At 69.1% G+C, this 18,486-nt stretch carries 17 protein-coding genes and 1 pseudogene; 13 read left to right on the top strand and 5 right to left on the bottom strand.

Features of this window, described 5'->3' with window-relative positions:
• Positions 1-140: 140 nt before the first annotated feature.
• Entirely contained in the window at positions 141-470 is a 330-nt protein-coding gene (locus Pmi06nite_RS07685; RefSeq protein WP_203952185.1) for a PadR family transcriptional regulator, read from the bottom strand.
• A gap of 526 nt (positions 471-996) precedes the next feature.
• On the opposite strand from Pmi06nite_RS07685, the gene Pmi06nite_RS07680 reads away from it, so the two are divergent.
• Positions 997-1,347, top strand: a complete 351-nt coding sequence (locus tag Pmi06nite_RS07680; RefSeq protein WP_203952184.1) for a hypothetical protein — start codon at positions 997-999, stop codon at positions 1,345-1,347.
• Positions 1,348-1,714: 367 nt separating this feature from the next.
• Here the strand turns inward: Pmi06nite_RS07680 and Pmi06nite_RS07675 are convergent, their stop codons facing one another.
• Positions 1,715-2,839, bottom strand: a complete 1,125-nt coding sequence (locus tag Pmi06nite_RS07675) for a carbohydrate kinase family protein (protein WP_203952183.1) — start codon at positions 2,837-2,839, stop codon at positions 1,715-1,717.
• Between the two features lie 237 nt (positions 2,840-3,076).
• On the opposite strand from Pmi06nite_RS07675, the gene Pmi06nite_RS07670 reads away from it, so the two are divergent.
• From Pmi06nite_RS07670 to Pmi06nite_RS07635, 8 genes are all read left to right on the top strand, one after another.
• A complete protein-coding gene (locus tag Pmi06nite_RS07670) occupies positions 3,077-3,925 on the top strand; it encodes an endo alpha-1,4 polygalactosaminidase (RefSeq protein ID WP_203952182.1) in 849 nt (282 codons plus the stop codon).
• A gap of 49 nt (positions 3,926-3,974) precedes the next feature.
• Positions 3,975-5,258, top strand: a complete 1,284-nt coding sequence (locus tag Pmi06nite_RS07665; protein ID WP_203952181.1) for an alpha-glucosidase/alpha-galactosidase — start codon at positions 3,975-3,977, stop codon at positions 5,256-5,258.
• Positions 5,255-6,535: an ABC transporter substrate-binding protein gene (locus tag Pmi06nite_RS07660; protein WP_203952180.1), complete on the top strand. Its 1,281-nt coding sequence runs from the start codon at positions 5,255-5,257 to the stop codon at positions 6,533-6,535. The genes Pmi06nite_RS07665 and Pmi06nite_RS07660 overlap by 4 nt, the downstream gene beginning before the upstream one ends.
• A 1-nt stretch (position 6,536) precedes the next feature.
• Entirely contained in the window at positions 6,537-7,454 is a 918-nt protein-coding gene (locus Pmi06nite_RS07655) for a carbohydrate ABC transporter permease (RefSeq protein WP_203952179.1), read from the top strand.
• Positions 7,451-8,263: a carbohydrate ABC transporter permease gene (locus Pmi06nite_RS07650; protein ID WP_203952178.1), complete on the top strand. Its 813-nt coding sequence runs from the start codon at positions 7,451-7,453 to the stop codon at positions 8,261-8,263. The genes Pmi06nite_RS07655 and Pmi06nite_RS07650 overlap by 4 nt, the downstream gene beginning before the upstream one ends.
• 19 nt (positions 8,264-8,282) lie before the next feature.
• Positions 8,283-9,533 (top strand): Gfo/Idh/MocA family protein, encoded by a 1,251-nt coding sequence (locus Pmi06nite_RS07645; protein ID WP_203952177.1) that lies wholly within the window; start codon positions 8,283-8,285, stop codon positions 9,531-9,533.
• 511 nt (positions 9,534-10,044) lie between these two features.
• Positions 10,045-10,884 carry a helix-turn-helix domain-containing protein gene (locus Pmi06nite_RS07640; protein ID WP_203952176.1) on the top strand — a complete coding sequence of 280 codons (840 nt, stop codon included), beginning with the start codon at positions 10,045-10,047 and terminating at the stop codon, positions 10,882-10,884.
• A gap of 67 nt (positions 10,885-10,951) precedes the next feature.
• On the top strand, positions 10,952-11,533 hold the full coding sequence (locus Pmi06nite_RS07635; RefSeq protein ID WP_203952175.1) for a dihydrofolate reductase family protein: 582 nt from the start codon (positions 10,952-10,954) through the stop codon (positions 11,531-11,533).
• Between the two features lie 134 nt (positions 11,534-11,667).
• Here Pmi06nite_RS07635 and Pmi06nite_RS07630 read toward each other — a convergent pair.
• Positions 11,668-12,224 (bottom strand): annotated as a pseudogene (locus Pmi06nite_RS07630) (ISL3 family transposase); the annotation flags it as partial.
• An 89-nt stretch (positions 12,225-12,313) separates the two neighbouring features.
• On the opposite strand from Pmi06nite_RS07630, the gene Pmi06nite_RS07625 reads away from it, so the two are divergent.
• Positions 12,314-12,646, top strand: coding sequence for a hypothetical protein (locus tag Pmi06nite_RS07625; protein WP_203952174.1), 333 nt, complete (start codon positions 12,314-12,316; stop codon positions 12,644-12,646).
• 156 nt (positions 12,647-12,802) lie between these two features.
• Entirely contained in the window at positions 12,803-13,390 is a 588-nt protein-coding gene (locus tag Pmi06nite_RS07620; RefSeq protein WP_203952173.1) for a hypothetical protein, read from the top strand.
• A gap of 306 nt (positions 13,391-13,696) precedes the next feature.
• Here the strand turns inward: Pmi06nite_RS07620 and Pmi06nite_RS07615 are convergent, their stop codons facing one another.
• Entirely contained in the window at positions 13,697-14,518 is an 822-nt protein-coding gene (locus Pmi06nite_RS07615) for a class II fructose-bisphosphate aldolase (RefSeq protein ID WP_203952172.1), read from the bottom strand.
• Between the two features lie 37 nt (positions 14,519-14,555).
• Positions 14,556-15,521 (bottom strand): 1-phosphofructokinase family hexose kinase, encoded by a 966-nt coding sequence (locus tag Pmi06nite_RS07610; protein ID WP_203952171.1) that lies wholly within the window; start codon positions 15,519-15,521, stop codon positions 14,556-14,558.
• Between the two features lie 322 nt (positions 15,522-15,843).
• Between Pmi06nite_RS07610 and Pmi06nite_RS07605 the strand changes: the two genes are divergently transcribed.
• Positions 15,844-17,310, top strand: coding sequence for an SDR family NAD(P)-dependent oxidoreductase (locus Pmi06nite_RS07605; RefSeq protein WP_203952170.1), 1,467 nt, complete (start codon positions 15,844-15,846; stop codon positions 17,308-17,310).
• Positions 17,310-18,443, top strand: a complete 1,134-nt coding sequence (locus Pmi06nite_RS07600) for a leucine-rich repeat domain-containing protein (RefSeq protein ID WP_203952169.1) — start codon at positions 17,310-17,312, stop codon at positions 18,441-18,443. The genes Pmi06nite_RS07605 and Pmi06nite_RS07600 overlap by 1 nt, the downstream gene beginning before the upstream one ends.
• Positions 18,444-18,486: the final 43 nt, after the last annotated feature.

Here is an 18,486-nt window from a genome sequence, read left to right as displayed (position 1 = left end):
AGGGCGGGCCGGGGGTCGGATGGTTGCGGGCCGGGTGGTCCGCGGGTCGAGCGTCGAGTGGTCACGGGTCAGGTGGACCGCGGGTCGAGCAGTCTCGGGTGGTCGTGGGTCAGGCGGTCGCGAGTCGGGTTGTCGCGGGGTCAGGTGGTTCTGGGCGCGAGCCGGGCCGCGCCGGGGGCGGGTGCACTGTCACCGGCGCGCGCCGGTACGGCGACGGAGCGCGCGAGCTCGGCGCCCGCGATGGTGAGCCGGTACAGGTGCCGGGCCGGCCGCCCGCGTGGCGGGTCGGTCTCCCAGGAGGTCTCCACCAGCCCGCGCTCGAAGAGGCGGATGAGGATCGGGTAGACCGTGCCTGCCTTCAGGCCGAGGGCGCGGCACAGGTCGTAGCCGTGGCTCCAGCCCACGCCCGTCTCGGCGAGGGTGGTGAGCACGGCCGCGGTCTGCGGGGAGGGACGTCGTGCGCGTGCCATGACTCTAATATCTACCTAGATAGAGTTAGTGCGCAAGACCCTCCCGCGCGACGCGGCACCAGCGACTCCGGCGGGCTGCCGCAGCCAGGCCGCAGCCAGGCCGCAGCCAAGTCGCGGCCAGGCTCGCCGACTGCCGGCGACTACGCCGACGCCGCGTACGCCGAGCCGACCACTTCGGTGCCGCCGTTGTCGCCCTCCTTTGCTGCCGCCGGCTCACGCAATGAGATGACCTCTAAGGATCACGGCGGTGATTGCTCGACTTGAAAGCGGTCATAGCACCCATAAAGGGCATCCGAAATCGGATATAAATGACATTTCAGATCAAAACAATATTTATAGGGTCAACATCGTCAATAGATTGATAAGTGCTGGATAAAAGGCGATGCTCACCGTTTGTCGACTGGATGGCGCGGAAATCAAGGCATTGCAGGCACGGCCTATCAAAGGTCGATAGAAAGACATTTTCCATAGTGTTTGGAAAAAGTCAGAGCATATAGGGCGACAGTCCTTTCAAGGGAGAAATTAAATGCCCAACTTCAAGAGCCTCGTCGGCGCTCTCGCCATCAGCACCGCGCTGACCGGCGGGGCGGTCGCCCTCGGCGCAGCGGTCACCACCAGCACTGCGAGCGCCGCCACGGTCATGGGCTGCGGCGGTGGCGGATGCGGCGGCGGTTGGGGCCGGAGCCACCGGAACAGCAACCACAACCGCAACCACAACAGGCAGTGGCAGCAGGCACGCCAGCACGAGCACCAGAGCCAGCACCTGATGCGCGACTTCACCTTGGTCGTGTCGCCGTTCCAGCGCAACGACAACGAGGCCACCCCGTGGCAGAAGCAGGACGGCGACTCCAAGTCGGAGGCGGAGGCCGAGGACTAAAGCCCTCGCCGAGGCCCCGCGCCCTATCCGGCGTGGGGCCTCGACGCGTGCACGCCGAGACGACCGGCACCGCCCGTCTCTGGGCCGGCGGACTCCCTCGGGAAAGCGCAGAAGGCCGCTGAAGTAATGCCGTGCGGAAATCCGCACTCATCCCGAGCTTTTTCGTTTCTCACGGAAGCCGTCCGAGATTCCATGAGAAACGAAACAACGGCCCCTTGTTCCCGCATCCGCGAGCGGTCTCTCATTTCCTGGCGTGGCCGCCGTGGCGGCAGCCCTGCGGCCGGCCTAGGAAAGCGCCGGTCAGGCGGGACCGCCTGGGGCGAGGGCAGTCGAAGTCTGCGCTGCCGCCTGCGCCACGATCCAGGGATTACGGGAAGGGAACGGAGGCGGCGCTCACCGCCTCCTCCCAGGTCGCCTGGGCCGAGGTGCCCCCCGCCGCCCGAGTCGACAGTGAACCGCAGGCCGCGGCGATCCGCAGCGCGGCGGCCGGAGGCAACCCCCGCAGCAGCGCCGCGACGAACCCGGCGTCGAGACTGTCACCGGCCCCGACCGTGTCGACCGGGGTGACCGCCACAGCCGGAGCGCGTACGGCTCCCGCATCCGTCCACGCGAGCACGCCGTCCCGTCCGAGCTTGACGACGGGGAGCATGCCCCGCGCGGCCAGATCACGCGCGGCGGCCTCGACGGCGGAGGGCCCCGCGGAGGCGCCGGCCGAGAGGGTCGGGGGCACAAGAGTCGACGGCGCATGAGCGGACCGCGAGCCCTCGGCGGCGGTGATCGCCAGCACTTCGGCCTCGTTGGGCAGCAATATGTCGGTCTCCGCGAGGACCTCCGCCAGCCCCTCCCATCGGCCCGACGGGTCGTCGTTGGTGTCGAGTGACGTGGTCGCCCCGTGAGATCGCGCGACGGAGAAGAGGGACGGAAGGTCCGCGGCCAGCCGAGGCTGGAGGAAGAACGACGCCGCGTGCACGTGACGGGCGGACGCGAGAAGTTCCCGGGGGACGTCCGCTCCGGACAGATACGGCAGGCACCCCGGCGCGGTGAGGATGGCCCGGTCCCCGCCGCCCTCGCCGATCGGCCCCTCGACCGTGTCATCGCCCACCTCCCCGCGTGGGCCTCCCGCGTCGCCTGGCGCTCCGGCCGGGGTCCGCGCCTCGGCTCGGCTCGGCCGACCGCCACGGCCTCCGTCGACCAGCACGACCGTCAGCGCAGTCGGCAGCGCGGGGTCCACGACGCAGGCCGACACGTCGACGCCCCGTGCCTCCAGCGAGGACAACATGAAGCGGCCGGCGTCGTCGTCGCCCACCCGGCCCACGAACGCCGTGCGCAGACCGAGTCGCGCCGCTCCGCACGCCATGATCGCGCCGGAGCCGCCGACGGTGAGGACGCCGGTGTCGACGAGTTCCTCGCGCTGGCCGTACGCCGGACGCCGGGGGACGCCCGAGAGGATCACGTCGGGATTGGCGTCGCCCACCACGAGGAGGTCGAACATCGCTCGGGACTCCATTTCGTGCGAATTAATGCTCGAAAGCATTGCGAATCGAGCTAATACGCGCAAGTCTTGAGCCAGTCTCGAGGAAGGAAGCCGGACGAGGCGTGCTGACATGGTCCTGCTGATCACTATGGGTCATGTCACTCCCACCGCATCGTGGGCCGAGCGGTGAGGGAGAGTGAGGAACAGCACGCATGACGCCCCTTGCCTGAACGTCAGTCCATGCGAGGAGTGCACATGCGCTATCTCAAGGCGTTGTTCACCGCCGTCTTCGCGGTCAGCCTGATCGTCACCGCGAGCCCCGCGCAGGGCGCCGCCCTGCCGGCCCCCGTCGCCTGCCCCGGCTGCTGGCATCCCGCCCTGCGGACCAGTTGGCAGTGGCAGCTGTCGTCGCTGCCGACGAGCCCCTATCTAAATGTCGATATGTACGATATCGATGGATTTGATGCCCCCGCCGCTCTGGTCTCCGATCTGCACGGCACGAGGCAGGGCCGCAAGGTCGTCTGCTACATCAGCGCCGGTTCCTTCGAGGACTGGCGGCCCGACGCCGGCCGGTTCCCGGCCGCGGTGCTGGGCAAGGACCTCGACGGCTGGGCGGGGGAGCGCTGGCTGGACATCCGCCGGTACGACGGCCCCCTCGGCGCGATCATGCGGGCCCGTCTCGACATGTGCAAGGCGAAGGGCTTCGACGCGGTCGAACCCGACAACGTCGACGGCTACACCAACAAGACGGGCTTCCCCCTCACGAAGGCCGACCAGCTCGCCTACAACTCGTGGCTGGCGAACGAGGCCCACAAGAGAGGCCTCTCCGTGGCCCTGAAGAACGACAACGCCCAGATCCCGCAGCTGTTGCCGTACTTCGACTGGGCGCTGAACGAGGAGTGCTTCACATACAAGGAGTGCACGACCGCGGACAACGGCGGCTACGGCTACGACCAGTTCGTCGCCGCGGGCAAGGCCGTCATGCAGGTCGAGTACGACCTCGCCACGTCCAAGTTCTGCGCGAAGGCCAACGCGCAGAACTTCAACTCATTGAAGAAACATCTGGAACTGGACGCCTACCGCGTGGCCTGCCGCGGCGTCTGAACCACCCGGGGTGGGCCCTCATCTGGGCCCACCCGCTAGGAGCGACCCATTGAAGATCGTTTTCATCGGCGCCGGCAGCGTCGTGTTCACCCAGGGCCTGCTGGCCGACCTGGCGAGCTTCCCGGAGCTCGCGGAAAGTGAGATCGCCCTCCACGACATCTCGGCGGAACGGCTCGCGGTCGCGGAGACCGGAGCGCGCAGGATCGCCGGCGAGAGCCGTACCGGTCTGGTCATCACCACTCACCGCGACCGGCGCGAGGCGCTCGCCGGAGCCGACTTCGTGATCAACATGGTCCAGGTGGGCATGCACGCCGCCACCGTGACCGACTTCGCGATCCCCGCACGGTACGGCCTGCGCCAGACGATCGGCGACACGCTGGGCGTGGGCGGGATCTTCCGGGCGCTGCGCACCTTCCCCTTCCTGGACGCGCTGGCGGCCGACATCGCCGACGTCTGTCCCGGCGCGTGGCTGCTCAACTACACCAACCCGATGGCCATGAACATCACCTACCTGGCGCGCAAGCTGCCCAGGGTGGTCGGCCTGTGCCATTCGGTCTACTGGACGATGGACGGCCTGGCCGACCTGGTCGGCGTGCCGTACGAAGAGATCGACTACCTGTGCGCCGGCGTCAACCACCAGTCGTGGGTGTTGCGTTTCTCGGCGAACGGGGAGGACCTCTACCCGCGTCTGGACGCGGCCATCGAGAAGGACCCCGAACTGCGGCGGCGCGTCCGGGTGGAGATGTACCGGCGGCTCGGCTACTACCCCACCGAGTCCAGCGAGCACTCCTCCGAATACCTCCCCTGGTTCCTGCGCCACGACGAGGAGATCGAGCGGTTCCGGCTGAACGTCGGCGAGTACCTCCAGATCAGCGCGGACAACGTGGCCACGTACGAGCGCGCCCGCGCGGGGGAGTTCGAGCCGCCCGACGCCACGATGGAGTACGCCCCGCAGATCATCCACGCAATGGTGACCGGCCGGCCCCGAGTGGTCTACGGCAACCTGCCGAACCACGGGCTGATCTCCAACCTGCCCTCCGGCTACGCCGTGGAGGTCCCCTGCCTGGTGGACCGGCTGGGCGTGCGTCCGATGGCCGTCGGGGACCTCCCGCCGCAGTGCGCGGCGCTGAACCGCTCCTTCGCCACCGTCGGCGAACTCACCGTCCGGGCCGCCGTCGACGGCAGGCCCGAGCACATCCGCCACGCCGCGATGGTGGACCCGAACACCGCGGCGACCCTCACCCTGGAGCAGATCTGGGAGTTGTGCGACGAGATGGTGCGCGCGCACTCCGACCTGCTGCCCGAGTCGCTCCGAGAGGAGATGAAGCCATGATCCGCAAGCTCGCCATCGTCCTTGCCATCGTCCCCGCGCTCGGCTTCGCGACAGCGTGCGGCGGCCAGTCCGGCGATGACGGAGGCAAGGTCAAGGTCGTGTGGTGGCACGGCCAGACCGAGGCCGAAGGCCAGATCCTCAAGGACCTCGCCGACGAGTACAACAAGTCGCACCCGGGGGTTGAGGTCGACCCCGAGGTCGGCACGACCAACGTGGACGAGATGCTGCAGAAGGTCCAGGCCGCGCTGGCGGGCGGCGAGCCGCCGGACGTCGCGTACATGTACGGCTCCTGGTCCTCGACCCTCGCCGACACGCCCAAGGTCGTCGACCTGTCCTCGATGGTGAAGGACCCGGCGTTCGGCTGGGACGACTTCTGGCCCGCCGCGCGTGAGGCTGCCACGGTCGACGGCAAGGTCATCGGCGTCCCGTCCGTCGTCGACAACCTGGGACTGATCTACAACAAGAAGCTCTTCGACGCCGCGGGCATGCCGTACCCGACGAAGGACTGGACCTGGGACGACTTCCGCACGGCGGCGAAGAGGCTGACCGATCCCGGCAAGGGCGTCTTCGGCACGTCATACGTGGTCACCGGTGACGAGGACACCGTCTGGCGCTTCTGGCCCATGGTTTGGCAGCAGGGCGGGGCGATCCTGAACTCCGACGGCAAGACCGCCGCCTTCGCCTCGCCGCAGGCCGTGCAGAGCCTCGACCTGTGGCGGGCCATGGCCGTCGACGACAAGTCGGTCTACCTGGACCAGAACGGCGAGAAGTTCCTGCCGCTCTTCTACAGCGGCAAGGTCGGCATGGAGATGGCGGGCCCCTGGGCGATGCGCGACCTGGCCGACCACAACGTCGACTACGGCGTGGTGCCGCTCCCGGGTTATGGCGGCAACCACCAGACGATCTCCGGCCCGGACAACTGGGTGGTGTTCGACAACGGCTCCAAGCGGGCCCAGGCGGCCAAGGACTTCCTCGCCTGGCTGACCAAGCCGGAACAGGACGCCCGCTGGTCGCTCGGATCGGGCAACCTGCCCATCCGCCAGGCGACCTCGAAGCTGCCCGCCTACAAGAAGTTCGCGGAGCAGTTCACCGGGGCGGACGCGTTCCTGGCCAACCAGGCCAACGCGGTGCAGGCCCGCCCGTCGATCGCGGGGTATCCCGACATCTCGGCGAAGGTCGGCGATGCGATCGACCGGGCACTCCTCGGCCAGGAGACGGCCCAGCAGGCACTCTCCGGCGCCGCCGCGGAGGCCGACAAGATCCTGGCGAAGGGCTGACATGGCCGCCGACGCGCTCACGATGCGCGGACGGCGGGCCAGGCCACGGGTACGGCTGATGCCCCACCTGACCGGGTGGGGCTTCGTCGGGCCGGCGACGCTCGTCATCGTCGGCCTGTCGATCTTCCCGGCGGTCTGGGCGCTGATCCTCTCGCTGCGGGACGACAACCTGCTGGCGCCCGGCTCGTTCGTGGGGCTGCAGAACTACCGCGACCTGCTCGACGATCCGGATCTGCGGGCGGCGACCCTGCACACCCTGCTGTACTCCGTCCTGTACGTCCCGGGGTCGCTCATCATCGGGCTGCCGATCGCCCTCGCGCTCAACCGGCCGATCCGGTTCCGCGCGTTCTACCGGACCTGTCTGTTCGTGCCGTACGTCGTCTCGGCGGCCGCCACGGGCATCCTCGCCAACTTCATCCTCGATCCGCAGTTCGGCATCGTGAACGACCTGCTCGCGGGCGCGGGCATCGCCCGCCAGGGGTTCCTGCAGGACCCCTCGCAGGCCTTGCTCACCTTGGTCGTGGTGTCGCTCTGGGGCTCGGTGGGCCTGCCCATCGTGGTCTACCTGGCCGCGTTGCAGGACATCCCGCGTGAACTGCTCGAAGCGGCGCGGGTCGACGGCGCGGGCGCGTTCCGGGTCTTCCGGGCGGTGACCCTGCCCCAGCTCAGGCCCGCCACCGTCTTCCTGGTGATCTGGCAGACGATCGACGCGCTGCAACTGTTCGACCTGGTGTACACGACCACCAAGGGGCAGCCTCTCGACTCCACCACCGTGATCGTGTTCTACCTGTACCAGCAGGCCTTCCAGCTGTTCCACGCCGGATACGGGGCGGCCGTGGCCTACGCGCTGTTCGTGGTCACCCTGGTCGTGTCCGGGGGCGCGCTCTGGTACGCCCGGCGAGGGGAGGCGCCCTCATGAAGCGTCAGTGGCCCTACCACCTGATCCTCATGCCGCTGTCGTTGTTGTTCGCGGCGCCGCTGGTGTGGATGCTCATCACGTCGTTCATGCCCGACGCCGAGATCAACGCCTTCCCGCCGCGCCTGTGGCCCAGCCACATCGACTTCGGCGGGTACCTCAAGGTCCTCACCGAGGACAGCTACCCGCGGTGGTTCGGCAACACGCTGCTGGTCACCGCCGTCGCCGTCGTCTCCCACCTGGTGTTGTGCTCCCTCGCCGGGTACGGCTTCGCCCGGCTGCGCTTCCGCGGCAGGGGCGTCGCCTTCGTGGCCATCATGGCGACCGTCATGGTGCCGACCCAGGTGCTGATGATCCCGACGTTCCTCGTCTTCAAGAGCTTCGGCCTGATCGACACGCTGGCCGCGGCGTTCCTGCCGTGGCTGGCGACGGCGTTCGGGGTCTTCCTGATGAGGCAGTTCTTCCTCAGCCTGCCGCGCGAACTGGAGGAGGCCGCCCGGATCGACGGCTGCAACCGCCTCGGCGTGTTCTTCCGCGTGGTGTTGCCGCTCGCCCGTCCCGCGCTCGCGACCCTGGCCGTCTTCACGTTCCTCGGCGCGTGGAACGACCTGATCTGGCCGCTGATCGCCATCAACTCCGAGGAGACGTACACCCTGCAGGTGGGTCTCACGACGTTCGCGGGAGCACGGCACACCCAGTGGTCGGCGCTGATGGCCGGCAACGTGCTGGCGACCTTCCCGCTGATCGCGGCGTTCGTCGTGGCCCAGCGGCACTTCATCGCGACCATGTCGTTCAGCGGGCTCAAGGGATGACCCGCGGAGAGGATCGAGCATGAGCCGGCCGGTCACACTGGTCGTCGTCGGAGCGGGCATGCGGGGCACGGTCTACGCGCGCCACGCCGCGGCCGCGGGCGCCCGAGTGGTCGCCGTCGCCGATCCCGACCCGGCGCGCCGGGCGGCCTTCGCCGCCGAGCACGGGCTGGCGCCGGAACACGTCCACGCCGACTGGACGGCCCTGGCCGCCCAGCGGGCGGCGGACGCCGCCGTCATCGCCAGCCCGGACGGACAGCACGCCGAACAGGCGGTGGCGTTCGCCCGTACGGGCCACCACCTCCTGCTGGAGAAGCCGATGGCCACCTCGGAGGCCGACGCACGGCGCATCGTGGACGCGGTGGAGGCGGCCGGAGTGATCCTCACGGTCTGCCACGTGCTCCGCTACACCGTCTACACCCGCGTGCTCACCTCGCTTCTCGCGGCCGGACGGGTCGGCGAGATCGTGAGCGTGCAACACCTCGAGCCGGTCGGCTGGTGGCATCAGGCCCACTCGTTCGTGCGCGGCAACTGGCGGCGTGAACAGGACGCGCCCATGTTGCTCGCGAAGTCGTGCCACGACATCGACTGGCTGCTCCACATCACCGGCCGCCCGGTCGAACGCGTCTCGTCGTTCGGGTCGCTGAAACACTTCACCGCGGCCAACCGGCCGGAGGGCGCCGCCGACCGGTGTCTCGACTGCGCGGTCGAGGCCACCTGCCCCTATTCGGCGCCCCGGCTCTACCTCGACTGCCTGAACGATCCGGACCGCACGTTCTGGCCGTTGAGCGTGGTCACCTCCGACCACACCGAGGAGGGCGTGCGGCGGGCCCTGCGCGAGGGGCCCTACGGCCGGTGCGTCTACGCCTGCGACAACTCCGTCGTCGACCATCAGGTGGTCTCCTGGGAGTTCGCCGGGGGCGGCACCGTCTCGTTCACCATGACGGCGTTCACGCCGCAGGAGCAGCGCAGGACCAGGATCTTCGGCACGCACGGCTACCTGGAGGGCGACGGCACCCTGCTGAAGCTCACCGACTTCCGTACGGGCCGGGAGGAGGTCGTCGACACGAGCGCGGAGAGCGGAGCCTCGGCGGCCGAGGGCCACGGTGGGGGAGACGGAGCCCTCGTGGACGCCTTCCTCCGGGCCGTGGCCGCGGGCGACCCTTCGCTGGTCTGGACAGACGCCGCCACGAGCCTCGCCTCCCACCGCGTCGTATGGGCCGCAGAACAAGCCCGCCAATCCGCCACCGTCATCCCCCTACCCCCGCCGTGATCATGCACAGGTTCGTGTGCGGCGGTGCTGGCCTGCGCAAACCTCTGTCGTGATCATGCGCAGGTTCGTGTGCGGCGGTGTTGACCTGCGTGAACCTCTGTCGTGATCATGCATGGATTCGTACGCGGCCGTGCTGACCTGTGCATACGGTCCGCGTGATCATGCGCGGATTCGCTGACGGCCGCTCTGACCTGGGCATTCCTCTTGCGTGATCATGCGCAAGATGCGGGGCCCAATTGACCTGTGCGCAACTTCCGCGAGAACGCTGCGACCATAGCCGCAGCGACCGCGCGCAGGTTACTTCGCGTTCTCTGCTCGACGGGCGATGTGTCCGCCGAAACTATTCGGGCGCCCCTTCGATGTCGCCGATCGAATAGGTGGAGACAATGAACTCCCGCAACCGTGTGCGTGCCGCGTATAGAGCGCGCGTGGTTTCCACGGCGTCATCGATCAGAGCTCTAGGCTCATTCTCGGAGTTGATCGCGAACACGGTGGCGGCGATGCTGTGGGCGTGGAGTACGTGTCCAGAGTGCCGCGACCGCCGCTGGACGGGCTGATCGACGACCTTTACTACCTGGAGGGTGCGCCGCCGTACGCCCGGCTGATGCTGCCGCCGATGCCGTCGGCGTTGCTCATCGTCAACCTCGGGGCGCCGTTCCGCATCCGCGCGGGCACCGACATCGAGACGGCCGAGTACGCCGACGGCTGCGTGGTCACCATGCCCACCCGCGCGTTGGAGTTCGGCTACCCACTCCGGACCCGGTCCGTCGGCGTGCACGTCAAGCCGTGGGGGCTGGCGCCGTTCCTGCCGATGCCCGCGGCCGAGCTGTGTGACCGGCCTGTGACGGTAGAGCAGGTTTGGGGCCGGCCCGCCATTGCTGAGCTGCGAGACCGGCTGGCCACGGCGGACGGACCGCACGAGATGCTGACGCTGCTCGAGGAGGAGCTGATGCGACGGCTGTGCGAGACCGCCGGCCTGGGGCTGGTCCGCCATACGAGCAGTGTCATCGCGGCGACCAGCGGGGCGGTGGCGATCGGCGACCTGAGGGTGGCAGCCGGTGTCAGCAGCACTCATCTGGCACAGCGGTTCAAGGAGCTCATCGGCGTCACGCCGAAGCGGCTGGCCCGAACCTACCGCTTCGCCGCCACCGTTTTCGCGATCAACCCCGCCGGACCGATCGACTGGGGCGACCTCGCCGGTGGCGCAGGCTACTTCGACCAGGCCCACTTCGGCCACGAGTTCCGGGCGTTCACCGGGCTCACGCCGACCCGGTACGTCGAAGTCCGGCGGCGGTTCCTGCGCGAACATCCCGGCCACGTGATGGACGGCTGGCCGCTGCCGGCCGATTGATTTCTTACAAGAAGCGACAGCTCACGACACGCTAATTTGAGGGCACCCCAAAGCAGAGGAGAGCCCCGTGGGCAAGGTGGTCATGTACAGCTCGGTGTCGGTGGACGGCTTCGTCGCGGACGAGAATGACCAGCCCGGACCGCTGTTCGACTGGTTGTCCAGCGGTGACGTCCCGTTGGACGAGAGCGGCGAGCTGAAGGTGTCGCAGACGTCCTACGACTACACCCGGCCGTACTGGGACCAGATCGGAGTCACGATCGTCGGCCGCCACGTCTTCGACATGACGGACGGCTGGGACGGGAAGCCTCCGGGCGGGATCGATCACGTGGTCGTCGTGTCGCACCGGCCGATGCCCGAGGGCTGGGACCCCGAGGCGCCGTTTCACTTCGTCGACGGCGTCGAGGCAGCCGTGGCCAAGGCGCAGGAGCTTGCGGGTGACCGCATGGTCGAGGTCGCCGCTGGCGACGTCGGTGGCCAGGTGCTTGCCGCGGGCCTGATCGACGAGGTGCGCATGGACGTCGTACCCGTCGTGTTCGGGTCCGGCAAGCGCTACTTCGGGTCGGTCCACGCGCAGCACCTGTTGGAGGATCCTGAGGTGGTGATTCAGGGCAACCGGGTGCTTCACCTGCGCTATCGGGTGCGCCGTTGACCGATCTGAGCGGGTACGCGAAGAAGTCCACTGCGAACGGTGACACAAGATCGGGCCTCCGGCTGCGTTTGCGCATCGCTGTCCCTGGTTGGGCAGCCGACACCGATCCGCCCCAGCACCTCACCTGGCGGCAACTTGCTCAGGGTGCGGCCGAGCTTGGCGATCTCGACCAGCGGCCTGGGGACGCCGGCGCTGAGCGACTCGATCAGCTTGACCATCAGCTCGCGGCCTGCGGCTGGGTCGGGTGCCGGCAAGCGGCGATCATCCGCTGGTAGATGCCCCAGGTGGCCTCGACCTCGACGTGCTCATCGATGGCGAACAGGGCCGTGAGTCGGGCGGCCTGCTTGTCGGTGAGCAGGTCGGCATCGGTGTGCAGGGTTCGCCGGGCACGGTAGAGCGGGTCGTTCTTACGGCCGCGGCGGCCGCGGGTGGTCTGCTGAACGCGGCGGCGGCAGTCGTTGAGGGCGTCGCCGGCAAGGCGCACCATGTGGAAGGGGTCCATCACCGCGACCGCGGCGGGGATCTCCTCAGCGGCGGCGGTCTTGAAGCCGGTGAACCCGTCCATCGCGACGACTTCCACGGCCTCGCGCCACGCCTGGGGGCGCTGGGTAAGCCAGGCCTTGAACGCGGCCTTGGAGCGGCCCGGGATCATGTCCAGCAGCCTCGCTGGACCCGTACCGGCGCGCAAAGGCGACGTCGAGACCCGCCATGACGCAGCATGAGAATGTCTTCATCGCGCTTTCCTTGCGGCCGCACCGGGCCGGAATCTAGCCTGCACGGATGCAGGCCGAGCCACGCGGCACGATGCACGGCTGGATCTGGCGTGCGAATCTGTTGCCGTTCGCCCAGACGATTGCCGATCTTGTCCGGTGCCGACTCGATGACGGCACGCTCACTGCCGGCGTCGAGGGCTCCGACGCCGACGACGACAGCTGGTTCACGTTCGTCCTGGACGGGCGGCCCCGCGTCGAGATGCACTTCGCGCGCACTCGCACGGACGACACAGTGCTGGTCGACGTGGAGTTGGACGGCATCGACAAGCCACTCGAGATCAGGACTGCTCTGTTGCTGGACGTCTGCAACCGATACCGCCTGACGCCCGAGGCAGGCTGATCTGAACCCAACGTCCACGCTCACGGACAAACATCCGCTGCAGGAGGAACCCTCATCGGCCACACCGTCGATGCCCACCATCATCACGATGAAAATGGCTCAATGTAGAGCGGCACAAGTAGGGTCGGCATATCGACACTGGCGACGGAGACGGAATTGATTCCTGGACTGGCCGATGTGGAAGCAATCGCCCGCGGCGGGTCTACAATTCTCGGCGCGGTGAGAAAATCCGACCAGCATTTACGGCAAGACGTACGCGAATCACTTATGGAGCTCTTCGCGATTCTCGACGACTGGTGCGACATGGCGGAGGAGACGGCGGTCTTCCTCACGCCAGGAATTGATCCCCGAGAGCTACGAATCGGTCCCCGGCAGTTGCGTGCCGATGTCCTTCGGGTGACCTTGAAGGATATCGACGGCGTCTACACGGAGAAGGCGCCGATACTGGTGCGCTGGCGGGCTTCGAAGCGTCGTCAGGCGGCCCGTCGCAGCCTCCGGACGTTCCTCAAGATCTATTGTCCTGAAGTGTTCGATCAGGTCGTCAACGCCACAGAGGATCGTGCGGAATGGATTCTCCGATACAAGGCGCAGGTCGACGGTCTTCCGAATTCAGAGAATGAGCTTAGAGCTCTGATCGATAACGCCGTGGAAACCACGCGCGCTCTATACGCGGCACGCACACGGTTGCGGGAGTTCATTGTCTCCACCTATTCGATCGGCGACATCGAAGGGGCGCCCGAATAGTTTCGGCGGACACATCGCCCGTCGAGCAGAGAACGCGAAGTAACCTGCGCGCGGTCGCTGCGGCTATGGTCGCAGCGTTCTCGCGGAAGTTGCGCACAGGTCAATTGGGCCCCGCATCTTGCGCATGATCACGCAAGAGGAATGCCCAGGTCAGAGCGGCCGTCAGCGAATCCGTGCATGATCACGCGGACCGTATGCGCAGGTCAGCACGGCCGCGTACGAATCCGTGCATGATCACGGCGGAGGTTTGCGCAGGTCAGCATGGCTGCGCACGAACCTGTGCATGATCACGGCATGCGGTGGGGGTCATGACAGGACGTTGAGGAGATGGGTGACCTCGCGGGCGACGGCGTCGCGCCCGACCCTGACGTACGCCCGGGAGTCGACCACCGACGGGTGCGTGTCGAGGTGACCGCGGACGGCCTCGGTGAAGGCCTTGTTGAGATGCGTGGCGATGTTGATCTTCTTCATGCCGTGCCGTACGGCGGCGCGGAGGGTGTCGTCGGGCACTCCCGAGGAGCCGTGCAGCACGAGCGGGACCGGCACCGCTGCGTGGAGCTCCGCGATGAGGTCGAGGTCGAGCACGGCGTCCTTGGTGGTCATCGCGTGGGAGCTGCCGACGGCCACCGCCAGGGCGTCGACACCCGTACGCGCCACATAGTCGGCGGCCTCGTGTGGTTTGGTGCGGGCGCCCGGCGCGTGCACCCCGTCCTTCCCGCCGACCTCGCCGAGCTCGGCCTCCACCCACACGCCGCGCTCGTGGCACCAGGCGACGACGTCCGCTGTGGCCGCCACGTTGGCCTCGTCGTCGAGCGCGGAGGCGTCGAACATGACCGAGCCGAGCCCGAGCGTGACGGCCTCCTCGACCAGGGCGCGGTCGGTGGCGTGGTCGAGATGTACGGCGACGGGCACGGCCGCGGCGCGGGCGACGGCCAGTGAGGCCACCGCGATCGGGGCCAGAGCCCCGTGGTAGCGGACCGCGTTCTCGCTGATCTGCAGGACCACGGGGGTGTCCGCGGCCTCCGCTCCCGCGACGATCGCCTCGGCGTGCTCCAGCAGGATGACGTTGAAGGCGCCGACGCCCGCCGGAGCGTGACGGGTGATGTCGCCGATGCCGACGAGGGGCATGGCCGGCCTCCGTTTCTGTGGTGCTTCGGGTGGGGGGTCAGGCGACGGGCTCGATGCTGATCGCGGGGTGGAGGGTCCGGTAGACGCCGGGGTCGAAGTCGCCGGCGAGGGGAGCGGCGACGGCGGCGGCTCCCAGCGCGGTGGCGCGGCGCAGCCGGTCCGGCCAGGGGGTGGCTTCCACGAGGCCGAGGGCGAGCCCCGCCACCAGGGCGTCTCCCGCGCCGGTCGGGTTTCCCGAGATCTCGCGCGGCATGTGGGCCCGCCAGGATCCGCCAGGTGTCACCGCGAGCGCCCCGCCTGCTCCGAGTGAGACCACGACGGACTCCGCGCCGGCTCTCCGCAACGCCTCCGCCCGGGCCGCGTCGGGAGACGGGTGCGACGTCACCCGGCCCTCGCCGGGCATGGCCCGCGCGAGTTCCTCCGCGTTGGGTTTGACGATCGCGGGACGGCCGCTCAGGGCGTGGCGGAGCGGCGCGCCGTCGGCGTCCACGATCGCGGGCACGCCTCGCTCCGCGGCCATGGCCGCGAGCCCGGCGTAGAAGTCGGCGGGAACGCCGGGCGGCAGGCTCCCGGAGATCACGACGGCGTCCGCCCGGCTGGCGAGACGGGTGAAGTGGCGGGTGAAGCGGACGAGGTCCTCGTCGGTCACCACCGGGCCCGGCTCGTTGAACAGCGCGTTCCGTGGGGCTGCGGCCGCACCGGACGCGGACGCGCCGGGGTCGGAGACCACGAGGGTGGTGCGTGACTCGGCGGCTATGGGGGTGAAGTCCGCGGCGACGCCCGCGAGGGCGAGGTCGGCCAGAACGGCGTCGCCGGTACGGCCTCCGGCGAGGCCCGTGGCGAGGACCTCGTGGCCGAGAGAAGTGAGCACGCGGGCGACGTTCACGCCCTTGCCGCCCGCGCGGCGGTGGACCGCGCTGACGCGGTTCATGCCGTTCCAGTCGACATCGCCGACCACGTAGGTCACGTCGAGAGCCAGGTTGAGGGTGACGGTGAGGATCATGCCGCGAGTTCTGCCTGGTCGCATGCGTCGGTGGGGGAGATCACTGCGGCCTCCCGACGGAGGATGGTTCGTTTATGCATCTTTCATAGCATTAATGAGCAGATTTGTGCAGCGATGAACCGTGCGTGATGTGCGTCACAGCGACGCCCATCGGATGATCTAGCCGATCCGTGCAGGCCCGCGAGCGATAGATCAGATGTCGGAAATGTCGCTAAGGTGACCGAAGGCGAGGCTGTCGTGCAGAGGCCGTCGTGCCCTTTGCCCGGGGGAGGACGCCGGTTCGAATCCGGCCTGCCGTGCCGCTCATTCGTGAGGAGAGTCGATGGCGTCGAACGCCCCGGATGCGGACGTGATCGCGGACGCCCTCACCCGGCCGGAGATCGAGACCTGTCTGCAGGTGCTCGCTCAGGCGCGCGCGACGGACCCCGCGGACCCGCGGTGGGCGGCCGTGCACGAGGCCGTGGCGGAGGTCTACCGGGCGGGCAGGAGGGCGCGGAAGGCGGCCAGGCGCGCGGACCGCAGGCGCCGCGACCGTGAGGCCATGGCGGCCTCCGAGCGTTACCAGGAGCAGGATCCCGGTCCCGAGCCGCCGAGGCTGGACGCGGGACATCCGGTCGGCGCCGGGGACGCCGCGCCGGCGCCCGCGGTCCTGAGGCCGCTGGTCGGCGCCCACCGGTGCTACGTGTGCAAGACGATGTACGGCCACGTGCACCCCGTCTACCACCTCATGTGCCCGGACTGTGCGGCCGAGAGCCTGAGCCGCCGTCACGCGCGATGCGATCTGCGCGGGCGGCGGGCGCTCGTCACCGGCGGCCGCATCAAGATCGGCTTCCATCTCGTGCTGAAGATGTTGCGTGACGGCGCCGAGGTTCTGGTCACCTCCCGCTTCCCCCGCGACGCCGCCCGCCGTTTCGCGGCGGTGCCCGACTCCGCGGAGTGGCTGGACCGCTTACACATCCACGGCGTCGACCTGCTGGACTTCGCCGGCTTGGCCGGCCTGCTCGAATCGGTGCACGACCGTTTCGAGCACCTCGACATCCTGGTGAACAACGCGGCACAGACGATCAGACGGCCCCAGGCGTATCACCGTGAGGTTTGCTCGAAAGAGAACGAGCCGCTGACGGGGGCGGCGGCGCGGGTCCGGATCACGGCTCCCGCGAGGCCGGCCGCGATCGCCTTCCGCGAGGTGGTGGAGGTCGCCGCGCTCGGCCCCGCCGGCCGTGCGCTCGCGGCTGGTGAGGACGGGATGGAGTCGCTCTTCCCGGCCGGCCGTACGGACGAGACGGGCCAGCCGCTGGACCTGCGCGCGCGCAACACCTGGAATCTGCGCCTGCACGAGGTCGATCCCGTGGAGTGGCTGGAGGTGCAGACGGTGAACGCCTTCGGGCCCTTCCTCCTCACGTCCCGGCTGCGCGGGCTCATGGAGGCGTCGCCGTTCCCGGATCGCTACGTGGTGCAGGTCTCGGCCATGGAGGGGAGCTTCTCGCGAGTGAACAAGACCGTCCGGCACCCGCACACGAACATGGCGAAGGCTTCGCTGAACATGCTGACCCGTACGGCGGCCGCCGACTATGCGGCCTCGGGGATTCACATGAACAGCGTGGACACAGGCTGGGTGACCGACGAACGTCCTCATCCTGCGAAGACGGCGCAGCGGGAGTCCGGGTTCCGGCCGCCGCTGGACGTCATCGACGGCGCCGCGCGCGTCTACGACCCCGTCGTACGGGGCGTCGGCGGGCAGCGGATGTCCGGCCTGTTCCTGAAGGACTTCCAACCGGTGGAGTGGTGATGACCCAGCCGACGCCCGTGCGCTGCCCCGTGATCGAGCATCCCGATATGCCGCTCGTCGACCCCGCGGCGCTCAGCCCGCTTCTCGCCAGGCTGGCGACCTCGGTCCCGGTCGGCGCCGACGAGACGTTCCCGGTGGGAACCGTACGGCCGGACGGGCGGGTCGACCTCTGCAAGCAGGGACTCGGCGCGGCGGGCGTCATCCGGCTGCTGCCTGTGGTGACCGCCTCGCCCCACGTCGCTCACCTGCTGCTCGGCACCAACGCCATCGGCTCCGAGGGGGCCCGGACGATCGCCGGGGCGCTGAAGCCGGGCCACTCGCTGCGGACGTTGTATCTCGGCTGCAACCGCATCGACCCGGGTGGAGCCGCCGCGTTGGCCGACCGGCTGGCCGGCGACGACACCGTCCACGGCCTCTGGCTCAAGCGCAATCCGATCGGCGACGCGGGAGTCCGGGCGCTCGCCACGATGGTGCGCCGCAACACCACGCTACGCACGCTCGACCTGGTGAACACCGGGCTCACCGTGGACGGGCTGGGTGCGCTGCTCGCCGCCCTCACCGGCAGGGCCCGGCCGATCGAGCGGCTCTTCCTCGGAGGCAACGGCCTCGGTCCCGACGCCGCCCCCTTGCTGGCCGCGCTGATTCGCGACGCGGGTGTCCGCGAGCTCTACCTGGCGGCCAATCATCTGGGCGACGAGGGTGCCGCGGCGCTCGCGGCGGCGGCCGACCCCGCGCGGCCGATAGGGCTCGGCCTCGGCGGCAACGGGATCGGACCCGCCGGTGCGCGTGCGCTGGCCGCGGCTCTCGATGGGATCGAGGTGCTGGACCTCGGCCGGCCGCCGTCCGAGCGTGCCCTCGGCGCACCCGCCAACGTCACCGGGGACCTCGGTGTGGAGGCGCTCACCAGCGCCCTCGCGGGCAGCCCGCTCCGCCGGCTCGAGCTCCGCCACACCGGGGTGACCGGAAGGGGCGCCACGACCCTGCTGGAAGGTGTCCCCGCCGGCACCCGCCTGGAATATGTGGGTCTGGGCCCGGGCGTGCCCCGGAAGGTGAAGCGTTCCCTCGCGCCGCGCCTGCGCCCGGCCTCGAATACGCACCCCGACCTGCGTGCGATCGCCAGCGTCTACCGGTGACCTGCGAGCTCCAGGTCCTGCCCGGTGAGCCGGCCGCCGATCC

It is taken from the genome of Planotetraspora mira, assembly GCF_016863275.1.
Lineage (GTDB): Bacteria > Actinomycetota > Actinomycetes > Streptosporangiales > Streptosporangiaceae > Planotetraspora > Planotetraspora mira.
The sequence above is the reverse complement of the archived record's forward strand: the minus strand, read 5'-3'. Positions and strand labels throughout refer to the sequence as shown.